The sequence below is a fragment of the Nocardia arseniciresistens genome, from assembly GCF_046764875.1.
In the GTDB taxonomy this organism is placed as follows: domain Bacteria; phylum Actinomycetota; class Actinomycetes; order Mycobacteriales; family Mycobacteriaceae; genus Nocardia; species Nocardia arseniciresistens.
This window is the reverse complement of the sequence record NZ_JBKORD010000031.1, coordinates 42,425-65,498: the sequence shown is the minus strand read 5'-3', so window position 1 is coordinate 65,498 and position 23,074 is coordinate 42,425. Positions and strand designations below refer to the sequence as shown.

Sequence of the window (23,074 nt, the reverse complement as noted above, 5' to 3'; positions counted from 1 at the left end):
CCGAAGGCGCGAGTCTCGACTGCTCGGAAGCGAGACCAAGGGGGCCGCGAACACGCGACGCCGCAGGCGTCGCCAAAAAGACACAGCCGCGAACACGCAGCGCCGCAGGCGCTGCCAAAAAAACTCAAGCGCGTTGGCTGCTTACCGAGACGACCTCTCCGGTGAGATATGAGGTGTAGTCGCTTGCCAGCATGGCGATGGTCGCGGCCACTTCCCACGGCTCGGCGGCGCGGCCGAAGGCCTCGCCCTCGGAGAGCCGGTCGAGCAATTCGGTCGAGCTGACCTTGTCCAGGAACGCGTGCCGCGCGATGCTCGGCGCGACCGCGTTGATCCGGACGCCGAGTTCGGCGGCCTCGATCGCACTGCATCGGGTCAGCGCCATCACGCCCGCCTTCGCGGCGGCGTAGTGCGCCTGGCCGTGCTGGGCACGCCAGCCGAGGACGCTCGCGTTATTGACGATCACGCCACCGTGGCCGGCATCGCGGAAGTAGCCGAGCGCGGCGCGGGTGCAGCGGAAGGTGCCGTTGAGGGTGATGTCGAGGACGCGGTCCCACTGTTCGTCGGTCATATCGACCACTGGGGTCTCGCCGCCGAGGCCCGCGTTGTTGACCATGATGTCGATGCGGCCGAAAGCGGTTGCCGCGCCACGCACCAGCTCGTTGACCTGCTCGGTGCTCTGCACGTCACACGCGATCGACGCGACCCTGCGATCCGGGAACTCGGCCTTCAGTTCGACCTCGGTCTCGGCGAGCCGCCGCTCGTGCCAATCGGACACCACGACATCCGCGCCCTCCGACAGCAGCCTGCGTGCGGTGGCCGAGCCGATCCCGGTGCCAGCGGCAGCGGTGACAACGGCGGTCCTGCCGATCAGCAGGCCGTGGCCGGGGGTCGGCTCAGGTGCGACGGAGAGCGGCCGCGCGGTGCTGTCGTTCATGGACGTGTTTCCCTCGGCAGACCGAGCACGCGCTCGGAGATGATGTTGCGCTGCACTTCGTTCGAACCTCCGTAGATGGTGTCGGCGCGGGTGAACAGATACAGCCGCTGCCATTCGTTCAGGTCGTCTTCGTCGGCGATCAGGCCCGCGGGACCGAGCACCGCCATGGCGAGTTCGCCGAGGCCGCGATGCCAGTTGGCCCATAGCAGCTTCGATACCGACGCCTGGCCCCCGTCATCGGCGCCGGTGGCCTGCATCGTGCGCAGTGCGTGGGCGCGTAGCACGCGCAGTCCCACCCAAGCCTTGTCGATTCGGTCGGCGATCAGTGGATCGTCGGCCGCGCCGGTGCGCCGCGCGAGCGCTTCGACATCGGCGAGTTCGCGGGCGAACCTGATCTGCTGGCCCAGGGTGGAGATGCCGCGCTCGAAGGTGAGCGTGCCCATGGCGATGCGCCAGCCGTCGCCGGGCGCACCGACCACCAGGTCCACACCGGTGCGCGCGTTGTCGAAGAAGACCTCGTTGAACTCCGAGGTTCCGGTCAGCTGGATGATCGGGCGCACCTCGATACCCGGCTGCTTCATGGGAACCAGCAGGTAGGAAAGGCCCTTGTGACGCGAGGAGCCACGTTCGGTACGGGCGATGACGAAGCACCAGTCGGCGACGTGGGCCAGCGAGGTCCAGATCTTCTGGCCGTTGATCGACCATTCGTCGCCGTCCAGTTGCGCGGTGGTGGTGATGGCCGCCAGGTCCGAGCCCGCACCGGGTTCGGAGTAGCCCTGGCACCACAGCTCGCTGACATTGCGGACGCCAGGCAGGAATCTGGCCTTCTGCTCGTCGGTGCCGAAGGCGATGACGGTCGGACCGAGCAGTTCCTCGCCGACGTGCGAGACCCTGGCGGGCGCGTTGGCCTTGGCGTACTCCTCATGGAAGATCACCTGCTGGCGCACCGACGCCTCGCGGCCGCCGTATTCCTTGGGCCAGCCGAGGCAGGTCCAGCCGGACGCCGCCAGGTGCCGGTCCCAGGCGAGGCGTTCGTCGAACGCCTCGTGTTCCCGGCCCGGACCGCCTAGTCCGCGCAGTTCGCGGAATTCTCCGCTGAGATTCTGGTCCAACCACTGACGCACTTCTGCGGAAAACCGCGCATCCTCTGCGGCAGTGTCGGAATCTGAGGTCTGGATCGCAACCACAACGGTAGGATAACCTACCAAGCACTTGCTTTGTTAAAGTCCATCGCATTGGGCCCGGCCTGGCGACTTCGACTCCAGCATCGGCATCAACGACCGCACCGACGGTGAGGACAACCGTGACAACCCCTGCTCAAACGACACCGCTGGCACTGCACGACGCCGCACGCGATTACGGCGACGCACCCGCCGTCGGCGACGGCGACGTCCGGCTCGACTGGACGCAGTTGCTGACGTCGGTCCAGGAGGTGGCGCGAGCACTCATCGCGCGCGGGGTGCAGACAGGCGACCGGGTCGCCATGTGGGCACCCAATACCCACCACTGGGTGATCGCGGCGCTGGCCGCCCACTACGCCGGCGCCGCCCTGGTGCCGCTCAACACCCGCTATGTCGCCGACGAGGCCGCCGACGTGCTCGCACGGGTCGATGCGAAGGCGCTGTTCATCGCGGGCACCTTCCTCGGCCGCGATCGGCTCACCGAACTGCGCGTGGCCGCGCCGGAATTGGCCATCGATACGATCGTCGTCATCCCGGTCGAATCCGGCACCGAGGCCGCGGGAGCCAACGTGCTGAACTGGTCGGAACTGCCCGCGGCGGCGGGGCCGGTCACCGTCGCCGAGGCCGAGAAGCGCGCACGCGCGGTCGCCCCCGACGACATCTCCGACATCCTGTTCACCTCCGGCACCACCGGCCGCAGCAAGGGCACCCTGGTCGCGCACCGGCAGGCACTGTCGGTGGTACGGGCATGGGCGGAGTGCACCACCCTCAGCGGCGCCGACCGCTACCTGGTCGTCAGCCCGTTCTTCCACAATTTCGGCTACAAGGCGGGCATCCTGGCCTGCCTGGTCACCGGGGCGACGATCATCCCGCAGGCGGTGTTCGATGTGCCCGCCACGATGGGTCTGGTCGGCGACGAGCAGATCACGGTGCTGCCAGGGCCGCCGACGATCTACCAGACGATCCTCGACTTCCCCGACCGCGACAAGTTCGACCTGAGCACGCTGCGCGTCGCGGTCACCGGCGCGGCGACGGTGCCGGTGGTGCTGGTCGAGCGGATGCGTTCGGAGCTCGACTTCGATGTCGTCATCACCGGCTACGGCCTTTCCGAGGCCGCCGGATTCGGCACCATGTGCCGCGCCGACGACGATGCCGAGACCATCGCGGGCACCTGTGGCCGGCCGATCGCCGACTTCGAGCTGCGTCTCGGACCCGACGGCGAGGTACTGCTGCGCGGCCCGAACGTCATGCTCGGCTACCTCGACGATCCCGAAAGCACCTCGGAGACAATCGATTCCGATGGTTGGCTGCATACCGGCGATATCGGCACCCTCGACGAGCGCGGTTACCTGAAGATCACCGACCGGCTCAAGGACATGTACATCTCCGGCGGTTTCAACGTGTATCCGGCGGAAGTGGAACAAGCTCTCGCCCGGCTGGACGGTGTTGTCGAATCGGCGGTCATCGGCGTGCCGGACACCCGGATGGGCGAGGTCGGCAAGGCCTTCGTGGTCCGCAAGCCGGGTTCCAGCTTGAGCGAAGACCAGGTGCTCGCCCACGCCACCACCGTGCTCGCCAACTTCAAGGTGCCGCGGCTCATCGAATTCCGCGATCGACTGCCCTACAGCGCCGCCGGGAAAGTGCTCAAGCGAGAACTACGTGAGGAGAAGTCGTAATGTCGGACGAAGCCGGTGTTCCCGACGAGGGAGACGTCGTCACCTACGAGCGGCGCGGCCGGGTCGCGATTATCACCTTGAATCGGCCGGACTACCGCAACGCGCAGAACTCGGTGATGACCTACGCCATCGACGCGGCCTTCGAGCGTGCCGTCGAGGACGACGAGGTCGGCGTGATCGTGCTGGCGGGCAACGGAAAACACTTCAGCGCCGGGCACGATATCGGCACGCCTGGTCGCGATCATCACGTGCGCTACCCGAACAAGGCGGCGCTGTGGTGGGACCACGTCGACAAGGCAGGCGGCGATCAGCGGTTCGCGCGTGAGCTCGAGGTCTATCTCGGCATGTGCCGTCGCTGGCGCGAGATTCCGAAGCCGACCATCGCGATGGTGCAGGGCGCGTGCATCGCCGGCGGGCTCATGCTCGCATGGGTGTGCGATCTGATCGTCGCGTCCGACGATGCGTTCTTCTCCGATCCCGTTGTCCGCATGGGTATCCCGGGTGTCGAATACTTCGCGCATCCGTGGGTGATGGGACCGCGTGCGGCCAAGGAATTCCTGTTCACCGGTGACCGGTTCGGCGCGGCACAGGCCAAGGAGTGGGGCATGGTCAACCGGGTCGTGCCGCGCGCGGAACTGGAGGCCGAGACCCTGGCGCTTGCCGAAAAGATCGCGACCATGCCGCGATTCGGGCTTGCGCTCACCAAGAAGGCGGTGAACCAGGCCGAGGACCTGATGGGCATGCGCACGGGCATGGATTCGGTATTCGGTCTGCACCACTTCGCGCACGCGCACAACGCCGAGGTCGGCGCCGACTCGCTCGGCGGCATGACCGCCGAATCCATGAAGGCGACGGCGAGCACCGCCGAACAGAACGGGACAACGTAGTGGATCTGGATCTCGATACGGCGACCACGGAATTCCAGCGGGAAGTCCGCGAATTCCTCGCCGCGAACAAGCCCGCGAAGCCGCTGGCTTCGATGGATACGAAGCTCGGTTTCGAGGCGCACCGCCAATGGGAGCGCACCCTTGCCGACGCGCGTCTCTCGGTCGTCTCCTGGCAACCGGAATACGGCGGCCGCGACGCCTCCCTGCTGGAGTGGGTGCTGTTCGAGCAGGAGTACTACGCCGCCGGTGCACCGGCGCGAGTCAGCCAGAACGGCATCTTCTTGCTCGCACCAACACTTTTCGAGCACGGCACCCCCGAGCAGCTGGCCCGCATCATGCCGAGAATGGCGCGCGGCGACGATATCTGGGCGCAGGCCTGGTCCGAGCCGGAGGCGGGCAGCGATCTCGCGGGCATCCGCTCGACCGCGCGCCGCGCCAACGGGGGCTGGCTACTGAGCGGGCAGAAGACGTGGAGTTCGCGAGCATCGTTCGCGGACTGGGCATTCGGACTATTCCGCAGCGACCCCGAAGCCGAACGGCATCGCGGTCTCACCTACATGATGTTCCCGCTGACGGCCGACGGTGTTTCCGTCCGCCCGATCCCCCAGCTGGACGGCGAGCCCGGTTTCGCCGAGATCTTCCTCGACGACGTCTTCGTCCCCGACCGCGACGTGATCGGCGAGCCGAACGACGGCTGGCGGGTGGCCATGAGCACCTCCAGCAACGAGCGCGGTCTTTCGCTGCGCAGCCCCGGCCGGTTCAGCGCGACCGCGCAGCGACTGATCGATCTGTGGCTCGACACCGGCGACCACACCAACACCGCGCAGCGGGATGCGGTGGTAGACGCCTGGATCGGCAGCGAGGCCTACCGGCTGCACACCTTCGGGACGGTCACCCGGCTCAACGAGGGCGGCAAGCTCGGCGCGGAATCCTCGATCACCAAGGTGTTCTGGTCCGAACTCGATATCGCCATGCACGAGACCGCACTGGAGGTACTCGGCGCCGCCGCCGAGCGGTCGGGACCGTGGATCGACGGCTACCTGTTCGCGCTGTCCGGCCCGATCTACGCGGGTACCAACGAGATTCAGCGCAACATTATCGGCGAGCGGATACTCGGCTTGCCGCGCGAAACACGGCGGGAGCCGAAATCGTGATCGCGAAATATCCAGCCGAGCGGCTGCTCGGACTACCGAGAGGGAGCGGCCGATGAGATTCGCGCTCAGCCCGGAACAACTCGACTTCGCCACCAGCGTGCGCAAACTGCTCGATGCCGGACGCACCCCCACCGCGGTGCGCGCCTGGGCCGTCGGCGATCCCCGGCCGGGCCGGGGACTGATCCGCCAACTGGCGGGTGCGGGCGTGCTCGGCCTCGCCGTCGATGAACGCAATGGTGGGGTCGGCGCCGAGCCGATCGACCTCGTGGTCGCATTCCTGGAAATCGGCAGGGCCGCCGTGCCGGGACCCATCGTCGAGACCGCCGCCGCGATTCCCGCGCTGCTGCAAGCTCTTCCAGATGGCGCACTCGCCGCCCGCTGGCTGCCGGGCTTCGCGGACGGCGCGGCGCTGGGGACCGTGGCCTTCGCCTCGCCGGATCATGGCGCGGTCGCGCTGGACGCGGACACCGCGGAGGTGGCGCTGATCGCCGATGGCGACAAGCTCTACACCGCGCATCGGACCGGTATCGTGCGGTCGGTCGATCCGGCTCGTCGCCTGTTCACCGTCGCGGCGGACGAGACGATCGCCTCGGGAGAACAGGTGTCGGAGGCCATCGCGGTGGCGTTCGACGCCGGTGCGCTCGCGGCCGCGGCGCAGCTACTCGGCGCAGGGCGGGCATTGCTCGATGCCGCTACCGGATATGCCAAGCAGCGCAAGCAGTTCGGTAAGCCGATCGGCGAATTCCAGGCCGTCAAGCAGAAGTTGGCCGACGTACTGATCGGTCTCGACCTCGCCGAGCCGCTGCTGTTGCGCGCCGCGCTGACCATGTCCGAGACCACCCGCGGCCGCGATGTGTCGGCGGCAATCGTGGCCTGCGGCGATGCCGCATATCAGGCGGCAAGGGCCGCACTACAGGTGCACGGCGCCATCGGCTACACCGCCGAGTACGACCTTTCGCTGTGGTTGACCAAGGTCACCGCGCTCCGGTCCGCGTGGGGTACGACGGATATGCACCGCGCGCGCATTGCTCGCGCGCTGAGTGCGGACGCAGCCGGTGAGCGTGCGTCGCGAGGTGCGTTATGACCAGCACCGAGCATGTCGAATTCGTCAGCTCTGTTCGTGCGCTGCTCGCCAAGCACGCGGGCCGTGACGCGGTGCGCGCGGGCATGGACACCGAGCTCGGTTACGACGCGCAGCTGTGGCGGCTGCTGTGCGAGCAGATCGGCGTCGCGGCACTGGCGATTCCGGAGGAATACGGCGGGTTCGGCGCGAGCCTTGTCGAATCCCTTTTGGTGGTCAGCGAATTGGGGCGCACCCTCGCCGGTGTTCCGATGATCGGTTCGGCCGTGCTCGGCGTGCAGGCCGTGCTGTTGTCCGGCGATGCCGATGCCTGCGACCGGCTGTTGCCCGAGGTCGCCGAGGGCACCCGCTCCATTGCGGTGTGCTGGGCGGGCCGAGGTGGCTGGGATACGCCCGGCGTCCACGCCGACAACGAAACGCTGACCGGCACAGCCAGTTACGTACTCGATGGCACTCATGCGGATACTCTCATCGTGGTGACACCATCCGGCCTTTTCGAGGTCGATGCCGCAGCCGAGGGCGTTGTCCGACGCGCCCTCCCGACGATGGACCCGACTCGCAAGCTCGCCGAGATCACCTTCGCCGAGGTCACCGCGCGCAGGCTCGGCAGTGGCGATCCGGTGGCGGTCACGGCACGTCTGCGCGAAATCGCCTGGGCCGCAGTGGCCGCGGAGCAGATCGGGGCCGCCGAACAGTGCCTCGACATGACGGTCGAATACACCAAGTCCCGTGTGCAATTCGGTCGCGCGATCGGCAGCTTCCAGGCGCTCAAGCACCGCATGGCCGACATGTACGTGCTGCTGGAATCGGCCAAGTCCGCCTCCTACGCGGCAACCGCCGCCGTCGCCGCCGGCAGTCCGTCGGCCGCCGAGGACGTCTGGGCCGCGCGCACGCACTGCTCCGAGACGCTCGCCACCATCGTCGCCGAAACCGTCCAGCTGCACGGCGGCATCGCCATCACCTGGGAACACGACGCGCACCTGTTCTTCAAGCGCGCCCACGCCGACGCACAGCTTTTCGGCACGCCACGGAGGCCGCTGACGCAACCCGTGTAACAACATCGCCCGATGGCCACCGGACCGCGTCACCATCGGCCCGTCACCATGGGACCCGTGTGCCCCGGCGGAGTCGTCGCACTCCTCGGGCATCTTCACCTCCGGATGGCGACATCTCCGCAGGTAGGCCCGCCATGACGCAGCTCACCATGTTTGCATAGTTAGCTTATGTAATAATAAATCAGTGCAGCAGAATCCGGTGACAGCAGCAGAAGACAGTGTGGTCAATCTACTCGTCACCGCCGGTCGGCTGACCCGGCTGGCCGGGGTGATCAGCGGCGACGATCTGCCGCGGGCCGTGATGCGAGCGCTGGCGGTGCTCGATGAGCACGGCGCCGTGCGGGTCAGCGAGTTCGCCCGTATCGATCGATGTTCACAGCCGGCGGCAACGGTGCTGATCGGCCGCCTCGTCGCGGAGGGTTTCGCCTCCCGACGCAAGGACCCGGAAGATTCCCGGGCCGTTGTCATCGAACTCACCCCGGCCGGACGTGACCGGCTGCACCGAGCGCGCCGCGCCTTCGGCACCGCACTCGCGACCCGACTGTCCGAGTTCGACACCGACCGACTCGCCCGAATGGAAACAGATCTGAACCAACTGCTGGACGCCCTGAAAAAGGCGACGCCACAGCACTAATCGACATCGAGGTGGCATACCGATGAGCATGACCATGTCCCGCACCGACAAGGTTGCGGACACCGGGGAGCAGACCGGGCAACCGAAAGCCGTATGGGCCGTGGCGTTTGCGAGCGTGATCGCCTTCATGGGAATCGGTCTGGTCGACCCGATTCTCAAACCGATCGGCGAGCAGTTGCACGCCTCACCCTCCCAGGTGTCACTGCTGTTCACCAGCTACATGCTCGTAACGGGTGTCGCCATGCTGATCACCGGTGTGGTCTCGAGCCGATTCGGCGCGAAAAAGACACTGCTGGCCGGACTTTCGATCATCATCGTGTTCGCCGCGCTCGCGGGCCTTTCCGATACCGTCGCGCAGATCGTCGGGTTCCGCGCGGGCTGGGGCCTCGGTAACGCGCTGTTCATCGCCACCGCGCTTGCCACCATCGTCGGCGCGGCCAGCGGCGGCGTCGCCCGCGCGATCATCCTCTACGAAGCCGCACTCGGCATCGGCATCGCGACCGGTCCACTTGTCGGCGGTGTGCTCGGCGGAATCAGCTGGCGCGGACCGTTCTTCGGCGTCTCGGTCCTGATGGTCATCGCGTTCATCGCCATTCTCACCCTGCTGCCCGAGACCCCGAAGCCGGCGCACCGCACCTCTATCGCGGCACCGTTCCAGGCACTGCGCCATCGCGGCCTGCTCACCGTCAGCATCACCGCGCTGCTCTACAACTTCGGCTTCTTCACGCTGCTCGCCTACACCCCGTTCCCACTCGACATGGGCACCTACGCGATCGGATTCATCTTCTGCGGCTGGGGCATCCTGCTCGCCCTCTCGTCGGTCTTCCTCGCGCCGCGTCTGCAACGCCGATTCGGCTCGCTGCCGATGATGGGCGTATCGCTGGCGCTGTTCGCCGTTGACCTCGCCGTGATGGCCGCCTTCGCGGAGAACAAAGCGGTGCTGATCGGCGGCACCGTGATCGCGGGCCTGTTCCTCGGCGTCAACAACACCCTGATCACCGAGGCCGTGATGATCTCGGCGCCGGTCGAACGCGCAACCGCCTCAGCCGCATACAGCTTCGTCCGCTTCGCGGGCGGCGCGGCGGCCCCCTACCTGGCAGGCAAGCTCGGCGAGCACAGCGTCGCCCTCCCGTTCTGGGTAGGCGCCGCCTGCACGGCCGCCGGGATCCTGGTCCTCTTCGCAGGCCGCACCGCATTGGCCCACATCGACGACCATGACCCGGCGCCGCACAGCCTCGACGAGGCCCGGGCAATCACCGTAGGCGACGACTGAACCCCACCGGCTCTTCGGCGCGTCTGCCCCGACTCGCGCAGGCAATCCCTGTAGCGTCCGCCGAGTCCGGACCCTTGCGTGCCAGATCCCTTCGTTCGAACGGAGCAGCATGTTGGAGACAGCGCAGACGCTCGTGCTCGGTGGAACCGGCAAGAGCGGTCGCCGCCTGGTGCATCGGCTTCGTGCCGTAAACCGTTCGGTGCGTGTGGGTTCCACCTCGGGGACGCCGCCGTTCGATTGGACGGACCCGGAAACCTGGGCGGCAGCGCTGGACGGGATCAACGCCGTATTCGTCGTGTACTCCCCCGATGTCGCGATGCCTGGAGCACCGGAGGTGATCGGCGCTTTCGCCGAGCAGGCGGTTGCGGCGGGCGCCAGGCGGCTGGTCATGCTGTCGGGCCAGCGAGCCGAGTTCGGCTTGGACAGTGAGCGGCGACTACAGGAGTCCGGTGCCGAGTGGACGATCCTGCGGGTCGCCTGGTTCGACCAGAACTTCGACGAAGGCTTTCTGCTCGACGATGTGCGTGCGGGGCAGGTGGCATTGCCGGTCGGCTCGGTGGGTGAGGCGTTCATCGACGCCGACGACATCGCGGAGGTAGCGGCGACCGTGCTCACCGAACCGCGGCATTCGGGAGCGATCTACGAACTCACCGGACCGCGACTGCTGACCTTCACCGACGCGGTCGCCGAGATCAGCGCTGCCACAGGGCGGGACATCCGATTCGTCGAGGTGCCACCCGACACCTACGCCGCAACGCTGACCGCGCAAGGCATGCCGGCGGCCGAGGTGGAACAGTCGGTATACCTGCGCACCAAGCTCATGGACGGACGCAACGCCCGGTTGGAGCACGGTGTCCAGAAAATCCTCGGCCGCGGACCGCGCGACTTCGCCGACTACGCGCGCGCCGCCGCCGCGACCGGAGTCTGGGCGCCGAACTGACGCACTGCGCTCAGCACCACACATACTGAGCGTTTCAGACATTACTACGAGTAATCAAGCCATTCATTAACTCACATCATCGCCATACTGTTTGAGTCATGACAAACACGAATGCCAATGAGTCCACCAAGACGATCGCGGTCTACGGAGCCACCGGAGTAACCGGCGGCCATCTCCTTGCCGAACTGAACCGCCGCGGCATCGCACCGATCCTGGTGGGCCGCAACGCCGAGCGCATGCACGCGGCGGCGACCGCCGCCGGACTGCCGACCGCCGAGGTTCGGGTCGCGGAGGTGTCCGACCATGGCGCGCTTGTCGCGGCATTCACCGGCTCTGACGTGGTGATCAGCAGCCTGCCCTCCTATGTCGACCACGGCGAGGAAGTTCTCGCCGCGGCGATCGACGCGGGTGCGCACTACACGGACCTCTCCGGTGAGCAGCTGTTCATCAAGCGGGTGTTCGACGAGTACTCGGCCCGCGCCGAGGCGGCGGGGGTGAGCGTGGTCCCCGGCATCACCAATAGCAATCTCCCCGGTGACCTGCTCGGCTACCTGACCTCTCGACTTCTCGCCGGCCCGGTGGAGATCTCCATGAGCCTGCACGGCACGAGCGAGGGCAACGGCTCCAAGGGCAGCGCGAAAACGGTGCTGGCGAGCCTCGATTGGTTCCGCACCGGCGGCTGGCACTACCAAGACGGTGAGTTCCGGACCGGCGCTGCCGCACGGCACGGGGAGATGACCTTCCCCGGCGCCACCGAACCCACGACCGTCTCGAAGTTCCCGCAGCCCCCGGTGCTCACCATTCCTCGCCACTCGAATGTCTCCTACGTCGAGGGCGTGCTCGACACCGCATTCCATAGCCAACTCGGCGGACTGACCGCCGAAATCGTCGAATCACTTCCGAACGAGCCGACTTCGGGGCTGAGCTACGACTTCGTCGTCGATGCGTTCGGCGGCGTCGGCCGTACCGCGCGCGGCGTGCTGAGCGGCACCGACGCCTACCGGGACTCGGCGCTGATGGCGGTGGAGGCCGCGGTCCGGCTCGCCGACAGCACCGCGAAGCCGGGGGCGCTCGCGGCCGCCGAAGCATTCGACCCGGAGAACTTCCTCGACGCCCTCGCCCGGTTCGGCATCACCTGGCGCATCGAACTGTGAGTCGCGGACACGACGGCCGGGCCGCGAAATCCGTTGCCCCACAGACGGTACGCGATCCGGCCGGCATCGGTTCAGACCGCGATCAGCGGGGGCTTGTCCGCTGCGCGGCGGTATTGCCCAGGGGCCTGGCCGTATTCGCGCTTGAAGGCTTTGGCGAAGGCGAATTCCGAGGTGTAGCCGACTTTTCGGGCGATGGTGCTCAGCGAGCTGTCGGTATCGCGCAGCAGACGCGCCGCGGTGAGCATCCGCCAGCGGGTGACGTAGGCCAGCGGGGGCTCCCCGACGGTAGCGGTGAAACGGCGAGCCAGGGTTGCGCGGGAGACGCCGGCGACATCGCTGAGGTCAGGAACGGTCCAGATACGGGCGGGTTCTTCGTGCACCGCACGCAGAGCGGCTGCGACGGCGGGGTCGGCGAAGGCCCCCGCCCAGCCGGTGACGGGCGCGCTGGTCGCGGCCTGTTCGTCGAACCAGGCGCGCAGGATGAAAAGCAGCAGGGTCTCCAGCACTGCGGGAACTGCCGCGTCGCTACCCTGGCGCGGCTCGGCCACCTCGGCGGCGAGCAGGTCGACGGTCGCGCGCAGCGACGGGTGGCGGCCGGGCCTGGCAGGCAGATGGATGAATTCGGGTAGTTCGTCGAGCAGTGGATGACTCCGCTGTCTACCGAGTTCGTATGCACCACAAAGCAATGCGGTCCGTGCACCGCTGCCCGCGATCTCGCGCGGTTCCCCGGGCCGCGCCTGCTCGGTGACAGCGCTGTCGAGACGATCCACCAGATCATGGTCGGCGCCGCGCGGCATGAAGATGACATCGCCGACGCCGAGCGCGAACGACTCCCCGCTCGGCGGAACCAACCAGCAAGAACCTTGCAGCACCACATGGAAGCCCGCGCCGGGCACCACCGGGTAGGCGCGCCCCCACGGCGCATGCCGGACGAACATGCCGGAGGCCGGATTGCCGGTGCGGATGGCCGCGATGGTCTCGCTGAGAATATCCACTCGATTACCATAGCGCGTGCTCGACGAGTGTTTAAGGCATAGAAACCGATCTAACAGTCACCTATTGGCTCATGAGATGAACTTGTGCGAGCGCCGCACGAAGCAGCCATGAACAGACCACCGTTCCCGCACGCCGATCAGGCATAGTCGGACGATGACCGACAAACGACCGCCGCTCGCCGTCGCACTCGATCTGGAACCGCACCCGGAGGGCGGCTGGTATCGGGAGACATGGCGCAGCGCCGTGGAATTCACACCGCGGGGGTATACGGGTGCGCGCGCGAGCGCGACCGGGATCTACTTCCTGTTGATGCCAGGCGAGCAGTCCGCTCCGCATACAGTGCGGTCGGACGAGGTGTGGCTGTGGCATCGAGGCGGGCCGTTGGTACTCGACATCGGTGGCGATGAGATCGTCCTCGGGCCCGACGTCGAGCACGGTCAGGTATTACAGGCCGTGGTGCCGGGTGGTGTCAGCCAGGCCGCACGCCCGGCCGGCGAGGACTACGTACTGGTGAGCTGCGTCGTCTCGCCCGGGTTCGATTTCGCGGATTTCCAGCTGGACTGATTATTCGACTACTTTGAGCACGCCCTCGTCGACTGCCCGCTTGATCGTCTTCTCCAGTTGCGCACAGGTTTCGGGGCGGCCGGGGCCGTACCCTTCCGCGCTCAGCTTGGCGAAGACGGGGCAGCGAGCCGCCGGATTCTCGGTCCACTGGACCGAGGTCTGGTGCGAAGAACCCTTGCGCACCAGCACCTCGCTCTGGCAGGACTGACACCGCAGCGGCGTCAGTCCTTCCTCCAGATAGCGCTGCTTGTCGACCACGGTCTGGGCCTGCACCTCGGCCCGCCGCGCCGGTTGGTCGGCGAAGTCGGGTGCTTTCGCCCAGGTCGCCGTCATCAGACTCCCGCTTCCGCTTCCGTGGTCGCCAACGCGTCCGCTTCCGCCTTGCGCCGCAGATTCTCCGCGACCTCGGCCTCCCACGCCTCGTTGGCTTTGGTGGTGTCCACCTCGAACTCGAAACGCTGCGTCATCTTCTCGGTCACCTCGGCGAGGTCGACATAGAACTGGTCATACCAGCGACGCAGCTGGTAGACGGGGCCGTCCTCCTCACAGAGCAGCGGATTGTCGACCTTGGACTTGTGCTTCCAGATCTCGACGTCCTGTAGGAAGCCGACGCTGATGCCCTCGGTCATCTTCGCGGCCAGCTTGTCCGCCATATCGCCCTCGACACCCTTGGGCTTCTCCAGCGTGACGCCCCATTGCAGGACGAAGGAATCCTGCGACACCGGGTAGTGGCAGTTGATCAAGACGCTCTTGACCTCATAGCCGCTGTAGAGATTGACCAGCGGATTGACCATGTACGACGGGCCGAAGTACGACGCCTCCGACTTCAGCATGGTGTCGCCGCCATACTTGGAGGCCATGCCGATGTCGGGACGACCCTTGGTCTCCAGGAACTGAGTGGCGATATGCCCCTCGAAGACGTTCTTGAAGTACGTCGGGAACGCGAAGTGGATGTAGAAGAAGTGCGCCATGTCGACCACGTTGTCGATGATCTCGCGGCAGTTCGCACCCTCGATCAGCATGGAGTTCCAGGTCCAGTCGGTCCATCCACTGTCGAGCTGCTCGAGCGTCCCGCCATCGGAGGTCGTGTACGGACCCTCGATATACGGGATGGTGATTTCCGGCGGTGGCTGACTGCCCTCGTGGTCGTGCCAGACGAACAGCTGGCCGTTGCGCTCCAGGGTCGTCCACTTGCGGGTCCGCGCCAGCGGCGGCACACGCCGCCCGTAGGGAATCGCGGTGCACTTGCCGCTGGTGCCCGACCAGCGCCAGTCATGGAACGGGCAGGCGATGTCGTCGCCCTTGACCTCGCCCATGCTCAGATCGCCGCCCATATGCCTGCAGTAGGCGTCGAGCACTCGAAGTTCGTCGTTCGTATCGACCCAGATCACGAGCTTGGTGCCGAACACCTCGACCGCGTGCGGCTTGCCGTCACGGAACGATTTCGCCAGGCCGAGGCAATGCCAACCCCGCGCATATCGGGTGGGTGCGGAGCCCACATCGAGCTCTCGGACCTTCGCACCGCTCCCCTGTGGGGTAACTGCCATCGCGATTCCTCCTCCTTCTGTACTAGAACACGTTACAAAAATGTCGCGTTCCACGCCAGCGATTCGGCCGACTTCCAGCACATGTCCATACTTACTTCGAGATGAACGCACGTTCTCGACATAAATAAGAACCTGTTCTAGTCTCAGAGGCAAATGAGTACCGGTTATCAATCCGACCAGGCAGGAGCAGGTCCCGAGATGACGCAAGAAGTGACCGAACGGGTCGAAGCGCTGTTGCCGACGCTGCGCGAGCGCGCGCAGGAGGCCGAGGACCTGCGGCGCATCCCAGACGAATCGATGAAGGCGCTGCAGGAAACCGGATTCTTCCGGCTACTACAGCCCAAGCAGTGGGGCGGGCACGCGGCCGACCCGGTGGTCTTCTACGACACGGTCCGCAAGATCGCGAGCGCGTGCGGCTCCACCGGCTGGGTGGCAGGCATCGTCGGCGTGCACAATTGGCACCTCGCGCTGTACCCGCAGCAGGCCCAGGAAGACGTATGGGGCGAGGACCCCGAGGTCCGTATCTCGTCGTCCTACGCTCCGATGGGCGCGGGCACGGTGGTCGATGGCGGCTACATCGTCAAGGGCGCGTGGGCCTGGTCCTCGGGCTCCGACCACGCCACCTGGGCAGTGCTCGGCGGCCCGGTGATCAAGGACGGCAAGCCTGTCGACTTCGGCAGCTTCCTGATCCCGCGCACCGACTACCGCATCGATGACGTGTGGAATGTGGTCGGCCTGCGCGGCACCGGATCCAACACCGTTGTGGTCGACGAGGTTTTCGTGCCGTCGCACCGATTCCTCAGCTTCCGCAAGATGAGCGAACTCGCCTCGCCCGGCCTGGAGCAGAACACCGACCCGGTGTACAAGATGCCGTGGGGCACCATCCATCCCACCACCATCGCGACGCCGATCGTCGGCATGGCCTACGGCGCCTACGATGCGCACGTCGAGCACCAGGGCAAGCGCATCCGCGCCGCTTACGCGGGCGAGAAGGCCAAGGACGACCCGTTCGCCAAGGTGCGGATCGCAGAGGCCTCCAGCGATATCGACGCCGCATGGCGGCAGCTGTCGGGCAATGTCGCCGACGAATACGCGTTGCTACTCGCCGGCGAGGAGATTCCGTTCGACCTGCGGGTGCGGGCTCGACGCGATCAGGTCCGCGCCACCGGAAGGGCGATCGCATCCATCGACAAGCTCTTCGAGAGCTCGGGCGCTACCGCGCTCGCGAACGGCACTCCGCTGCAACGCTTCTGGCGCGACGCGCACGCGGGCCGGGTACACGCGGCCAACGATCCCGAGCGCGCCTATGTCATGTACGGCACCCACGAGTTCGGCCTGCCCGTCACAGACGGCATGGTCTAGGAGAGTCCGTGACCTCGACAGCAGAACTCACCTTCGAATCCACCTCGCAGTACGCGCAGGTCCGCCCCGACCTGCGGCTGCACTACCACGAGGCAGGCGTCGGCAACGGCCCGACGATCGTGCTGCTGCACGGCGGCGGACCCGGCGCCTCCTCCTGGTCGAACTTCGCGCGCAATATTCCGGTGCTAGCGCGGAATTTCCATGTGCTCGCCGTGGACCAGCCGGGGTACGGGTTGTCGGACAAGCCGATCGACCATCCGCAGTACTACATCCACAGCTCCTCGGCACTGAAGGATCTGCTCGACCACCTGGAGATCACCGGGCGGGTGCACCTGCTCGGCAATTCCCTCGGCGGCGGCGCCGCGGTGCGGTTCGCGCTCGACTACCCGGATCGCGCTGGCAAGCTGGTGCTGATGGGTCCTGGCGGGTTGAGCGTCAACCTGTTCGCCGCGGATCCCACCGAAGGCGTGAAGAACCTCGCGAAGTTCAGTTACGAACCGACCAGGGCGAACCTGGAAGCGTTCCTGCGGATCATGGTCTTCGATCAGTCGCTGATCACCGAGGAACTGATCGATGAGCGCTTCGCCTCCGCCAGCCTGCCCGAATCGCTCGCGGCGACAAGGGCGATGGGCAAGTCGTTCTCCGGACCCGACTTCGAGAAGGGCATGATCTGGCGGGAGGCGTACAAGCTGCGCCAGCCGGTGCTGCTCATCTGGGGCCGAGAGGATCGAGTGAATCCACTCGACGGCGCGCTGGTCGCGACGAAGATGATTCCGCGGGTCCAGTTGCACGTGTTCGGTGGGTGCGGGCACTGGGCGCAGCTGGAGAAGTTCGACGAATTCAACCGGCTGGCAAGCGACTTCCTTGCCGGCGTCAAGGAGAAGTGATGGGCATTCGATCACTGGCGTATCTGCGCATCGAGGCCACCGATATGGCGGCCTGGCGCGAGTACGGGCTCAAGGTGCTCGGCATGGTCGAGGGCAAGGGCGCCGACCCCAACGCGCTGTATCTGCGGATGGACGACTTCCCCGCTCGCCTGGTCATCGTGCCCGGCGAAAAGGACCAGCTCCAGGTTTCCGGCTGGGAGACCGCCAATGCCGCTGAACTGCAAGATATTCGGGATAGGCTCGACGGTGCCGGGGTGCCTTTCAAGGAGGGCACCGCGGCGGAGCGGGTCGACCGCAGGGTCGATGAGCTGATCCGTTTCGAGGATCCGTCGGGCAATACGCTCGAGGCCTTCCACGGTGCGGCGCTGGAACATCGGCGTGTGGTCAGCCCCTACGGGCATACGTTCGTCACCGGCGAACAGGGACTCGGCCATGTGGTGCTGAGCACCAAAGACGACAAAGCCTCGCTGACGTTCTACCGAGACGTGCTCGGCTACCGGCTGCGCGATTCCATGCGGCTGCCACCGCAGATGGTCGGGCGGCCCGCCGACGGCGAACCCGCCTGGCTGCGCTTCTTCGGCTGCAATCCGCGTCACCACTCGCTCGCGTTCCTGCCCATGCCGACCCCGAGCGGCATCGTGCACCTGATGCTCGAGGTGGAGGGCTCCGACAGCGTCGGGCTTGCCCTCGATCGCGCGCTGCGCAAGAAGGTGAAGATGTCGGCGACGCTCGGCAGGCACGTCAACGACAAGATGCTGTCCTTCTATATGAAGACCCCTGGCGGCTTCGATGTCGAATTCGGTTGCGAGGGTCTCGAAGTCGACGATCATTCATGGATCGCCCGGGAATCCACCGCGGTGAGCCTGTGGGGTCACGACTTCACGGTAGGACAGCGACAGCAGTGACCACAGGGGCGAGCGACATGACAACCGAAGAATATCCCGCGATCGACGGACGGCAGTTCCGCAACGTACTCGGCCAGTTCGCCACCGGCATCACGGTGATCACCACCTTCGACGGTGACAGCGCGCCGATGGGTTTCGCCTGCCAGTCATTCGCCGCCCTCTCCCTCGAACCGCCATTGGTGCTGTTCTGCCCGACCAAGACCTCGAGATCCTGGGCGGCCATCGAACAGTCGGGACGCTTCTGCGTCAACGTCCTCGCCGAGGAACAGCAGCAGCTGTGTGCCCGCTTCGGTTCCCGCGAACCCGACAAGTTCGCCGAAATCGGCTGGCGCACCTCAGAACTGGAGCTTCCGCTGCTGGACGACGCCCTGGCCACCATCCAGTGCACGGTGGACAGCGTCGTCGACGGCGGCGATCACTACATCGTGATCGGCCGAGTGCTGGCCCTGTCGGAGTCGACCACCTCCGGCAGGCCGCTGTTGTTCTACCGCGGCCAGTACAGCGCGATAGAACCGGACAAGACCGTCCCGGCCCCCTGGCGCTACGACCTGGACCACTTCCTCACCACAACGACGCTCGATACCTGGCTCTAGCTTCACGCAGGCCATTTCCCCGATATTCTTCGACCGTCGATCGATGCTCAGGAGCTGCTCATCCGCCGTTGTGGAACGGGGAACATGTGGTCACTCATCGCAGGAAGCCGATTGTTCTGGTTGTCGCTGTCGCCGCGTCCATCACTCTGCTGCTCGCGTCGTGCGGGTCCGATGGGTCGAGGACATCGGGCGGTGGCAACGCCGGTCCCGACGCCACCCCGGCCGCATACCGCGAGCCGGTCAAGCTCACCAGCGAAGACGGCGTCCTCGAAGTGCGGCTGTCGGCTCATCAGGGCACTGTCGCCCTCGACACGGTCTCGACGCCGGTGTCGAACCTGCTGGTCTTCGGCTACGAGGTCATCAAAGGCACCGCCTCCGACGGCTCGACCAAGGGCGACAACACCTACCCGGCGCCGACGCTGCGGGTCGATCCGGGTGAGCGCTTGATCGTGCACTACGACAACGATCTGCGGGACCTGACACTCGCGGACTACTACGACCCCGCTTTCACCCCAGCTGGTGGGAACGTTCCGATCTACCCGCCTGCCCTCACATCGTCGCCGCTCAACTTGCACACCCACGGGCTGCACGTGAGCCCCGACGGCAACGCCGACAATGTCCTGCTCGACATACCCGCGGGCATGGGCAACGTATACGACTACGCCGTGCCGAAGACTATGCCGAACGGCATGTACTGGTACCACAGCCATCGCCACACCCTCACGGCTCAGCAGACCTACAAGGGGCTCGCGGGTCTGCTGGAAATCGGGCGGCCCGACGGCAACCTGCCGCTGGTGACAGCGAACAACATCCCGATCCGCGACATGGCGTTGCAGTACAACTTCGTCTTCGACCGCAAGGGCAGCGGCCACCAGTTGAACGACCCGAACTGGCCGCAGTACGTGAGCACACTGAAGCCGCCCGAGGGAACGCAACTCGCCGACGGCACGTACCGGCCGAGCCTGGCCCCGGTGAACTTCGCGGAGACGACGCCGGGCTCCCGATATGTCACCAACTGGTACAGCGGGCCACTCTCGACTGCCAACCATCGTGGTCAGAACCAGTTCGTGCCGAGCAACCTGCTGAGCTTCACCAGCGATCGGATCTCGGTTCCCACCGACCTCGCGCTGCCGGACAACCAGCGGGACGTGCAATTCACGATCAACGGGCAGTTCCAGCCCGCGCTGAAGCTGAAACCGGGGCAGACCGAGATCTGGGTGCTGGCCAACATCAGCGACATGGCCTACATGCCCGTCATGTTGACCGAGACGGCGACCGACAGCCATCCGAAATTCGCGATCCTCGGCCAAGACGGCGTCCCCTTCTCCGAGGTCAACCGGCCGGTCGACGGCGACGGCACCCGTCTGGTCATCCCCCCGGCGTCGCGATACGCGATCGCGGTCACGATGCCGAAAACCGGCGATCTCGTACTGGAGATGCCACCCGCCCCTGACGCGAAGCCCGTCAGGGAGCCCGGCGTGCTCTACACGAACAACCGCACCGACAAGCCGCCCGCCGTACTGGGCACAGTCGACATCGACCCCTCGGTCATCAGCTACCAGGACGGCTTTTTCACCTTCCCCACTCAGAAGCTCATCCAGGTACGCCCCGACAACGGCGCGGGCCGGACCACGCCGTTCGTACCCGGCCGGCGGCTCGACGCCTACACCCCCTTTGTGGACACCTCGGCCACCACGCCCGATGTGCATCGGACACTGACGGTCTCGGGTGGCTTCGGCAACGAGAAGGCGAGCAACAGCGATCCCAAGGCCTTCACCTACCAATTCGACGACAACACCTTCCCGAACATCCCGTTGCTCCAGCCGCGACTCGACTCGGTCGAGCAGTGGTTGATCACAAACCTGAACAACGACGAGCACCCGATGCACATCCACGTCAACGACCTACAGGTGATGGAGATTGTCGATCCCGTCGCGAACTCCGATACCGGCGTGCAGATGTGGGGCGAGGACAACCTCAACGTCCCGGCTCCTGTGACCGACGAGAACGAGAACCCGCTGGTGCCGGCTTCGGTGACATTGCGGATGAGGTTCACCGACTACACCGGCACCTTCGTGATCCATTGCCATCGCCTCAACCACGAAGACAACGGCCTGATGGCGCTCGTCAACGTCATCCCCGAGGTATCGACGTACGCGGTGGCGATTCCTGGATCGCCGGGCAAGCCCGCGACCGTGCAGGTCTACGACGGCGACGGCGACAAGTTGGTCGCGACCGTCACGCCGTTCCCAGCGTTCGAGGGCACGTCCTCGGTGGCCATGACCGACGTCAACGGTGACGGGGTGCTCGATCTCCTCGCCGGGACCGGTGCGGGCGTCGGCTCCGAGGTCGCGGCGTACAGCGGTATCGGCGCGACCCGGTTCAGCACCGAGCTGGCTCGGTTCACCCCGTTCGGGCCCGACTTTCGTGGCGGCGTCAACGTCGCGGGGGCCGATATCGACGGCAACGCGTTGGCCGACAACATCATTGTCGGCTCGGGTCCTGGCATCGAATCGGCAGTGCGGATATTTTCCTCGACCCTGCCCAGCGAGCTGGGCACCGCCCCCGAGCGGTACTCGAGCTTCACGCCGTATCCCGGATCGACGGCCGGGGTCACCGTTGCCACCGGGATGGTCGATACCTCTTCGGGTCGGGCAAGCATCGTCACCGCCCCTGGGCCGGGCGACGCCCCGCGGGTGAAGACCTTCCGCTACGACCTGTACACGCCGACCGCTGCCGCGGTTGCGCGAGGCACGACAGATCCGCATGCCGGTCATCGGAGTGAGCCGAAGATGACCTCGGATTTCCTGGCTTTCGACGAAAGCTACCTGGGTGGTGTCTCGCTCTCGACAGGATGGGTGGCCGGCGCCGAGGGCGGGGCGAAGAGCATCGTCACGGGCATGCTCGGCGGTGCGGGCACGGTGCGGGTCTGGTCGAGCGGGTCACGGCTCGACGGCGAGCCCGCGATGTACACCGAGAGCCCGAACCACCATTCGGGCACGGTCTCGTTCCGAGAGATCACCTCGTTCGTACCCTTCGTCGGCGGCGCTGGGGTACAGGTGGCGACCACCAGTACGACCTCCGGCGCGGATCTGCTCGTGAGTGGGCGCGCGGGGACTGGGACCGAGGTCCGCAAGTATGGGCTCGGTCGAGCCGAACCGGATGCCACAACCCTGACACCGACGCTGTTGCGCACACTTGCCCCGATTGCCACTCCGACCGGGCCGATGCCGGTCGGCGGCCGATAGGGTGCGCGGGCCACAGGTCAGGGCAGCATCCAGAACCGGGTGGTCACCAGGTAGAAGATGATGACCCAGGCCAGCATGAGAGCGGTGACGACGGCGACGCCCCTGAGGTTCGTCTTCGCCGCGTCCGCCTCCGGGGGCGGACGCAGCCACCGCTTCAGCACCCGGTTCACGTAGTACGGCATCGTGAAGAAACTCATGATGAAGCTGGAGAACAGGTTGCCGATGAGCAGCCCGAGCCACAGCGGCATTTTCAAGGGGGATAACGCGAGGGTCAGCAGCGCAACGGTCGGATAGAGACCTACCCAGACCGCGATGGACGTCTTGGTGTCGGATGGAGCGGCAGCCTCGTTGCCGTTGTCGTCGAAGGCGAACCAGCTGCCGAACGAGTTGTCGATCGTGCGCAATTCGAAGTCGCTGAACTTCTCGCCCTCGGCGAGGATTTCCTTGCGCCGCTCCGAAGTGAGCCAGGTGGCCAGGTTCGCGGCGGTGTCGAAGCGGTAGAGCGCGGTCCACTCGTCCTGAACGCCTTCGATGGGGCGGAAGAGTTCGCTGCCGCGGAAACCCTCGAATTCGGCCTCCTCATGCGTCAGGCAAGTCTGCCAGGCAAGGAAATCCGCGACGCTGTCGCGATTTACGCGGTGGGTGACAACGACCGTGACAAGAGGATCCGGGGGTCGTATGCCGCCGCTGATGACCTGCTGGGTGGCGGGGCCGTCGAAGTATTGCCCGCCCTTGTCGAGAAAGTCCTGTCGGGTGGCGCTGTTTATCCAGGCTTGCAAGTGCGCGACGGAATCGAAGCGGTAGACCACCACCCATTCGTTCTGCGTTGCGGTCGGCGGGGCGATCTCGGCGCCGAGAAATCCGGCATAGCCGGAGGCCGCGGCGTTCACGTCCTCCTGCCAGGTCTTGAAAGCGCGCTCGAAACCGGCGCGCACCTTCTGGCCGATGATGACCGTCGCGGCACTGTCGGTGAGCTTTCCGGTTTCCATCACCATCTCTCCTC

The 23,074-nt window shown here is 66.2% G+C and carries 21 protein-coding genes; 15 read left to right on the top strand and 6 right to left on the bottom strand.

Features of this window, described 5'->3' with window-relative positions; all coding sequences use genetic code 11:
• Positions 1 to 124 precede the first annotated feature (124 nt).
• Together ACLMAJ_RS37220 and ACLMAJ_RS37215 are read right to left on the bottom strand one after the other, a co-directional pair.
• Positions 125 to 934, bottom strand: a complete 810-nt coding sequence (locus ACLMAJ_RS37220; RefSeq protein ID WP_412018612.1) for an SDR family oxidoreductase — start codon at positions 932 to 934, stop codon at positions 125 to 127.
• Positions 931 to 2,121, bottom strand: coding sequence for an acyl-CoA dehydrogenase family protein (locus tag ACLMAJ_RS37215; protein WP_412018611.1), 1,191 nt, complete (start codon positions 2,119 to 2,121; stop codon positions 931 to 933). Before ACLMAJ_RS37215 ends, ACLMAJ_RS37220 begins: the two co-directional genes overlap by 4 nt.
• Before the next feature lie 116 nt (positions 2,122 to 2,237).
• On the opposite strand from ACLMAJ_RS37215, the gene ACLMAJ_RS37210 reads away from it, so the two are divergent.
• The 9 genes from ACLMAJ_RS37210 to ACLMAJ_RS37170 all read left to right on the top strand — a co-directional run bounded on the left by ACLMAJ_RS37210 (position 2,238) and on the right by ACLMAJ_RS37170 (position 11,969).
• The gene (locus ACLMAJ_RS37210) at positions 2,238 to 3,791 is read left to right on the top strand and encodes a FadD3 family acyl-CoA ligase (RefSeq protein ID WP_412018610.1); all 1,554 of its coding nucleotides are present in this window, start codon (positions 2,238 to 2,240) and stop codon (positions 3,789 to 3,791) included.
• Complete coding sequence (locus ACLMAJ_RS37205) at positions 3,791 to 4,678, top strand: enoyl-CoA hydratase (RefSeq protein WP_412018609.1); 888 nt, start codon at positions 3,791 to 3,793, stop codon at positions 4,676 to 4,678. The genes ACLMAJ_RS37210 and ACLMAJ_RS37205 overlap by 1 nt, the downstream gene beginning before the upstream one ends.
• Positions 4,678 to 5,832: an acyl-CoA dehydrogenase family protein gene (locus ACLMAJ_RS37200; protein WP_412018608.1), complete on the top strand. Its 1,155-nt coding sequence runs from the start codon at positions 4,678 to 4,680 to the stop codon at positions 5,830 to 5,832. Before ACLMAJ_RS37205 ends, ACLMAJ_RS37200 begins: the two co-directional genes overlap by 1 nt.
• Positions 5,833 to 5,884: 52 nt before the next feature.
• Positions 5,885 to 6,916 carry an acyl-CoA dehydrogenase family protein gene (locus ACLMAJ_RS37195; RefSeq protein ID WP_412018607.1) on the top strand — a complete coding sequence of 344 codons (1,032 nt, stop codon included), beginning with the start codon at positions 5,885 to 5,887 and terminating at the stop codon, positions 6,914 to 6,916.
• Complete coding sequence (locus ACLMAJ_RS37190) at positions 6,913 to 7,968, top strand: acyl-CoA dehydrogenase family protein (protein ID WP_412018606.1); 1,056 nt, start codon at positions 6,913 to 6,915, stop codon at positions 7,966 to 7,968. The genes ACLMAJ_RS37195 and ACLMAJ_RS37190 overlap by 4 nt, the downstream gene beginning before the upstream one ends.
• Before the next feature lie 199 nt (positions 7,969 to 8,167).
• Entirely contained in the window at positions 8,168 to 8,602 is a 435-nt protein-coding gene (locus ACLMAJ_RS37185) for a MarR family winged helix-turn-helix transcriptional regulator (RefSeq protein ID WP_412018605.1), read from the top strand.
• Positions 8,603 to 8,624: 22 nt separating this feature from the next.
• Complete coding sequence (locus ACLMAJ_RS37180) at positions 8,625 to 9,875, top strand: MFS transporter (RefSeq protein WP_412018604.1); 1,251 nt, start codon at positions 8,625 to 8,627, stop codon at positions 9,873 to 9,875.
• A 109-nt stretch (positions 9,876 to 9,984) separates the two neighbouring features.
• On the top strand, positions 9,985 to 10,815 hold the full coding sequence (locus ACLMAJ_RS37175) for an NAD(P)H-binding protein (protein ID WP_412018603.1): 831 nt from the start codon (positions 9,985 to 9,987) through the stop codon (positions 10,813 to 10,815).
• A 98-nt stretch (positions 10,816 to 10,913) separates the two neighbouring features.
• The gene (locus ACLMAJ_RS37170) at positions 10,914 to 11,969 is read left to right on the top strand and encodes a saccharopine dehydrogenase NADP-binding domain-containing protein (RefSeq protein ID WP_412018602.1); all 1,056 of its coding nucleotides are present in this window, start codon (positions 10,914 to 10,916) and stop codon (positions 11,967 to 11,969) included.
• 71 nt (positions 11,970 to 12,040) lie between these two features.
• On the opposite strand, the gene ACLMAJ_RS37165 is transcribed toward ACLMAJ_RS37170, so the two are convergent.
• Complete coding sequence (locus ACLMAJ_RS37165) at positions 12,041 to 12,964, bottom strand: AraC family transcriptional regulator (protein WP_412018601.1); 924 nt, start codon at positions 12,962 to 12,964, stop codon at positions 12,041 to 12,043.
• Positions 12,965 to 13,118: 154 nt separating this feature from the next.
• Here ACLMAJ_RS37165 and ACLMAJ_RS37160 point away from each other — a divergent pair, with 154 nt between their 5' ends.
• Positions 13,119 to 13,529 carry a cupin domain-containing protein gene (locus ACLMAJ_RS37160; RefSeq protein WP_412018600.1) on the top strand — a complete coding sequence of 137 codons (411 nt, stop codon included), beginning with the start codon at positions 13,119 to 13,121 and terminating at the stop codon, positions 13,527 to 13,529.
• Here ACLMAJ_RS37160 and ACLMAJ_RS37155 read toward each other — a convergent pair whose 3' ends face one another.
• Entirely contained in the window at positions 13,530 to 13,862 is a 333-nt protein-coding gene (locus tag ACLMAJ_RS37155) for a hypothetical protein (RefSeq protein ID WP_412018599.1), read from the bottom strand.
• Entirely contained in the window at positions 13,862 to 15,076 is a 1,215-nt protein-coding gene (locus tag ACLMAJ_RS37150) for a 3-ketosteroid-9-alpha-monooxygenase, oxygenase component (RefSeq protein WP_412018598.1), read from the bottom strand. Before ACLMAJ_RS37150 ends, ACLMAJ_RS37155 begins: the two co-directional genes overlap by 1 nt.
• A gap of 198 nt (positions 15,077 to 15,274) precedes the next feature.
• Between ACLMAJ_RS37150 and hsaA the strand changes: the two genes are divergently transcribed.
• The 5 genes from hsaA to ACLMAJ_RS37125 all read left to right on the top strand — a co-directional run bounded on the left by hsaA (position 15,275) and on the right by ACLMAJ_RS37125 (position 22,071).
• Entirely contained in the window at positions 15,275 to 16,438 is a 1,164-nt protein-coding gene (hsaA, locus tag ACLMAJ_RS37145; RefSeq protein WP_412018597.1) for a 3-hydroxy-9,10-secoandrosta-1,3,5(10)-triene-9,17-dione monooxygenase oxygenase subunit, read from the top strand.
• An 8-nt stretch (positions 16,439 to 16,446) separates the two neighbouring features.
• Positions 16,447 to 17,325, top strand: a complete 879-nt coding sequence (gene hsaD / locus ACLMAJ_RS37140; RefSeq protein ID WP_412018596.1) for a 4,5:9,10-diseco-3-hydroxy-5,9,17-trioxoandrosta-1(10),2-diene-4-oate hydrolase — start codon at positions 16,447 to 16,449, stop codon at positions 17,323 to 17,325.
• Positions 17,325 to 18,230, top strand: coding sequence for an iron-dependent extradiol dioxygenase HsaC (gene hsaC, locus ACLMAJ_RS37135; protein WP_412018595.1), 906 nt, complete (start codon positions 17,325 to 17,327; stop codon positions 18,228 to 18,230). Before hsaD ends, hsaC begins: the two co-directional genes overlap by 1 nt.
• Before the next feature lie 17 nt (positions 18,231 to 18,247).
• The gene (hsaB, locus tag ACLMAJ_RS37130; protein ID WP_412018594.1) at positions 18,248 to 18,823 is read left to right on the top strand and encodes a 3-hydroxy-9,10-secoandrosta-1,3,5(10)-triene-9,17-dione monooxygenase reductase subunit; all 576 of its coding nucleotides are present in this window, start codon (positions 18,248 to 18,250) and stop codon (positions 18,821 to 18,823) included.
• An 86-nt stretch (positions 18,824 to 18,909) separates the two neighbouring features.
• Positions 18,910 to 22,071: a multicopper oxidase domain-containing protein gene (locus ACLMAJ_RS37125; RefSeq protein WP_412018593.1), complete on the top strand. Its 3,162-nt coding sequence runs from the start codon at positions 18,910 to 18,912 to the stop codon at positions 22,069 to 22,071.
• Between the two features lie 17 nt (positions 22,072 to 22,088).
• Here the strand turns inward: ACLMAJ_RS37125 and ACLMAJ_RS37120 are convergent, their stop codons facing one another.
• Positions 22,089 to 23,060: an antibiotic biosynthesis monooxygenase gene (locus ACLMAJ_RS37120; RefSeq protein WP_412018592.1), complete on the bottom strand. Its 972-nt coding sequence runs from the start codon at positions 23,058 to 23,060 to the stop codon at positions 22,089 to 22,091.
• Between the last annotated feature and the right edge of the window lie 14 nt (positions 23,061 to 23,074).

Coding starts and splice junctions, on each gene's coding strand:
- ACLMAJ_RS37220 (WP_412018612.1), bottom strand. CDS start 934: ATGAACGACAGCACCGCGCGGCCGCTCTCCGTCGCACCTGAGCCGACC.
- ACLMAJ_RS37205 (WP_412018609.1), top strand. CDS start 3,791: ATGTCGGACGAAGCCGGTGTTCCCGACGAGGGAGACGTCGTCACCTAC.
- ACLMAJ_RS37195 (WP_412018607.1), top strand. CDS start 5,885: ATGAGATTCGCGCTCAGCCCGGAACAACTCGACTTCGCCACCAGCGTG.
- ACLMAJ_RS37190 (WP_412018606.1), top strand. CDS start 6,913: ATGACCAGCACCGAGCATGTCGAATTCGTCAGCTCTGTTCGTGCGCTG.
- ACLMAJ_RS37180 (WP_412018604.1), top strand. CDS start 8,625: ATGAGCATGACCATGTCCCGCACCGACAAGGTTGCGGACACCGGGGAG.
- ACLMAJ_RS37175 (WP_412018603.1), top strand. CDS start 9,985: ATGTTGGAGACAGCGCAGACGCTCGTGCTCGGTGGAACCGGCAAGAGC.
- ACLMAJ_RS37170 (WP_412018602.1), top strand. CDS start 10,914: ATGACAAACACGAATGCCAATGAGTCCACCAAGACGATCGCGGTCTAC.
- ACLMAJ_RS37160 (WP_412018600.1), top strand. CDS start 13,119: ATGACCGACAAACGACCGCCGCTCGCCGTCGCACTCGATCTGGAACCG.
- ACLMAJ_RS37155 (WP_412018599.1), bottom strand. CDS start 13,862: ATGACGGCGACCTGGGCGAAAGCACCCGACTTCGCCGACCAACCGGCG.
- ACLMAJ_RS37150 (WP_412018598.1), bottom strand. CDS start 15,076: ATGGCAGTTACCCCACAGGGGAGCGGTGCGAAGGTCCGAGAGCTCGAT.
- hsaA (WP_412018597.1), top strand. CDS start 15,275: ATGACGCAAGAAGTGACCGAACGGGTCGAAGCGCTGTTGCCGACGCTG.
- hsaC (WP_412018595.1), top strand. CDS start 17,325: ATGGGCATTCGATCACTGGCGTATCTGCGCATCGAGGCCACCGATATG.
- hsaB (WP_412018594.1), top strand. CDS start 18,248: ATGACAACCGAAGAATATCCCGCGATCGACGGACGGCAGTTCCGCAAC.
- ACLMAJ_RS37120 (WP_412018592.1), bottom strand. CDS start 23,060: ATGGAAACCGGAAAGCTCACCGACAGTGCCGCGACGGTCATCATCGGC.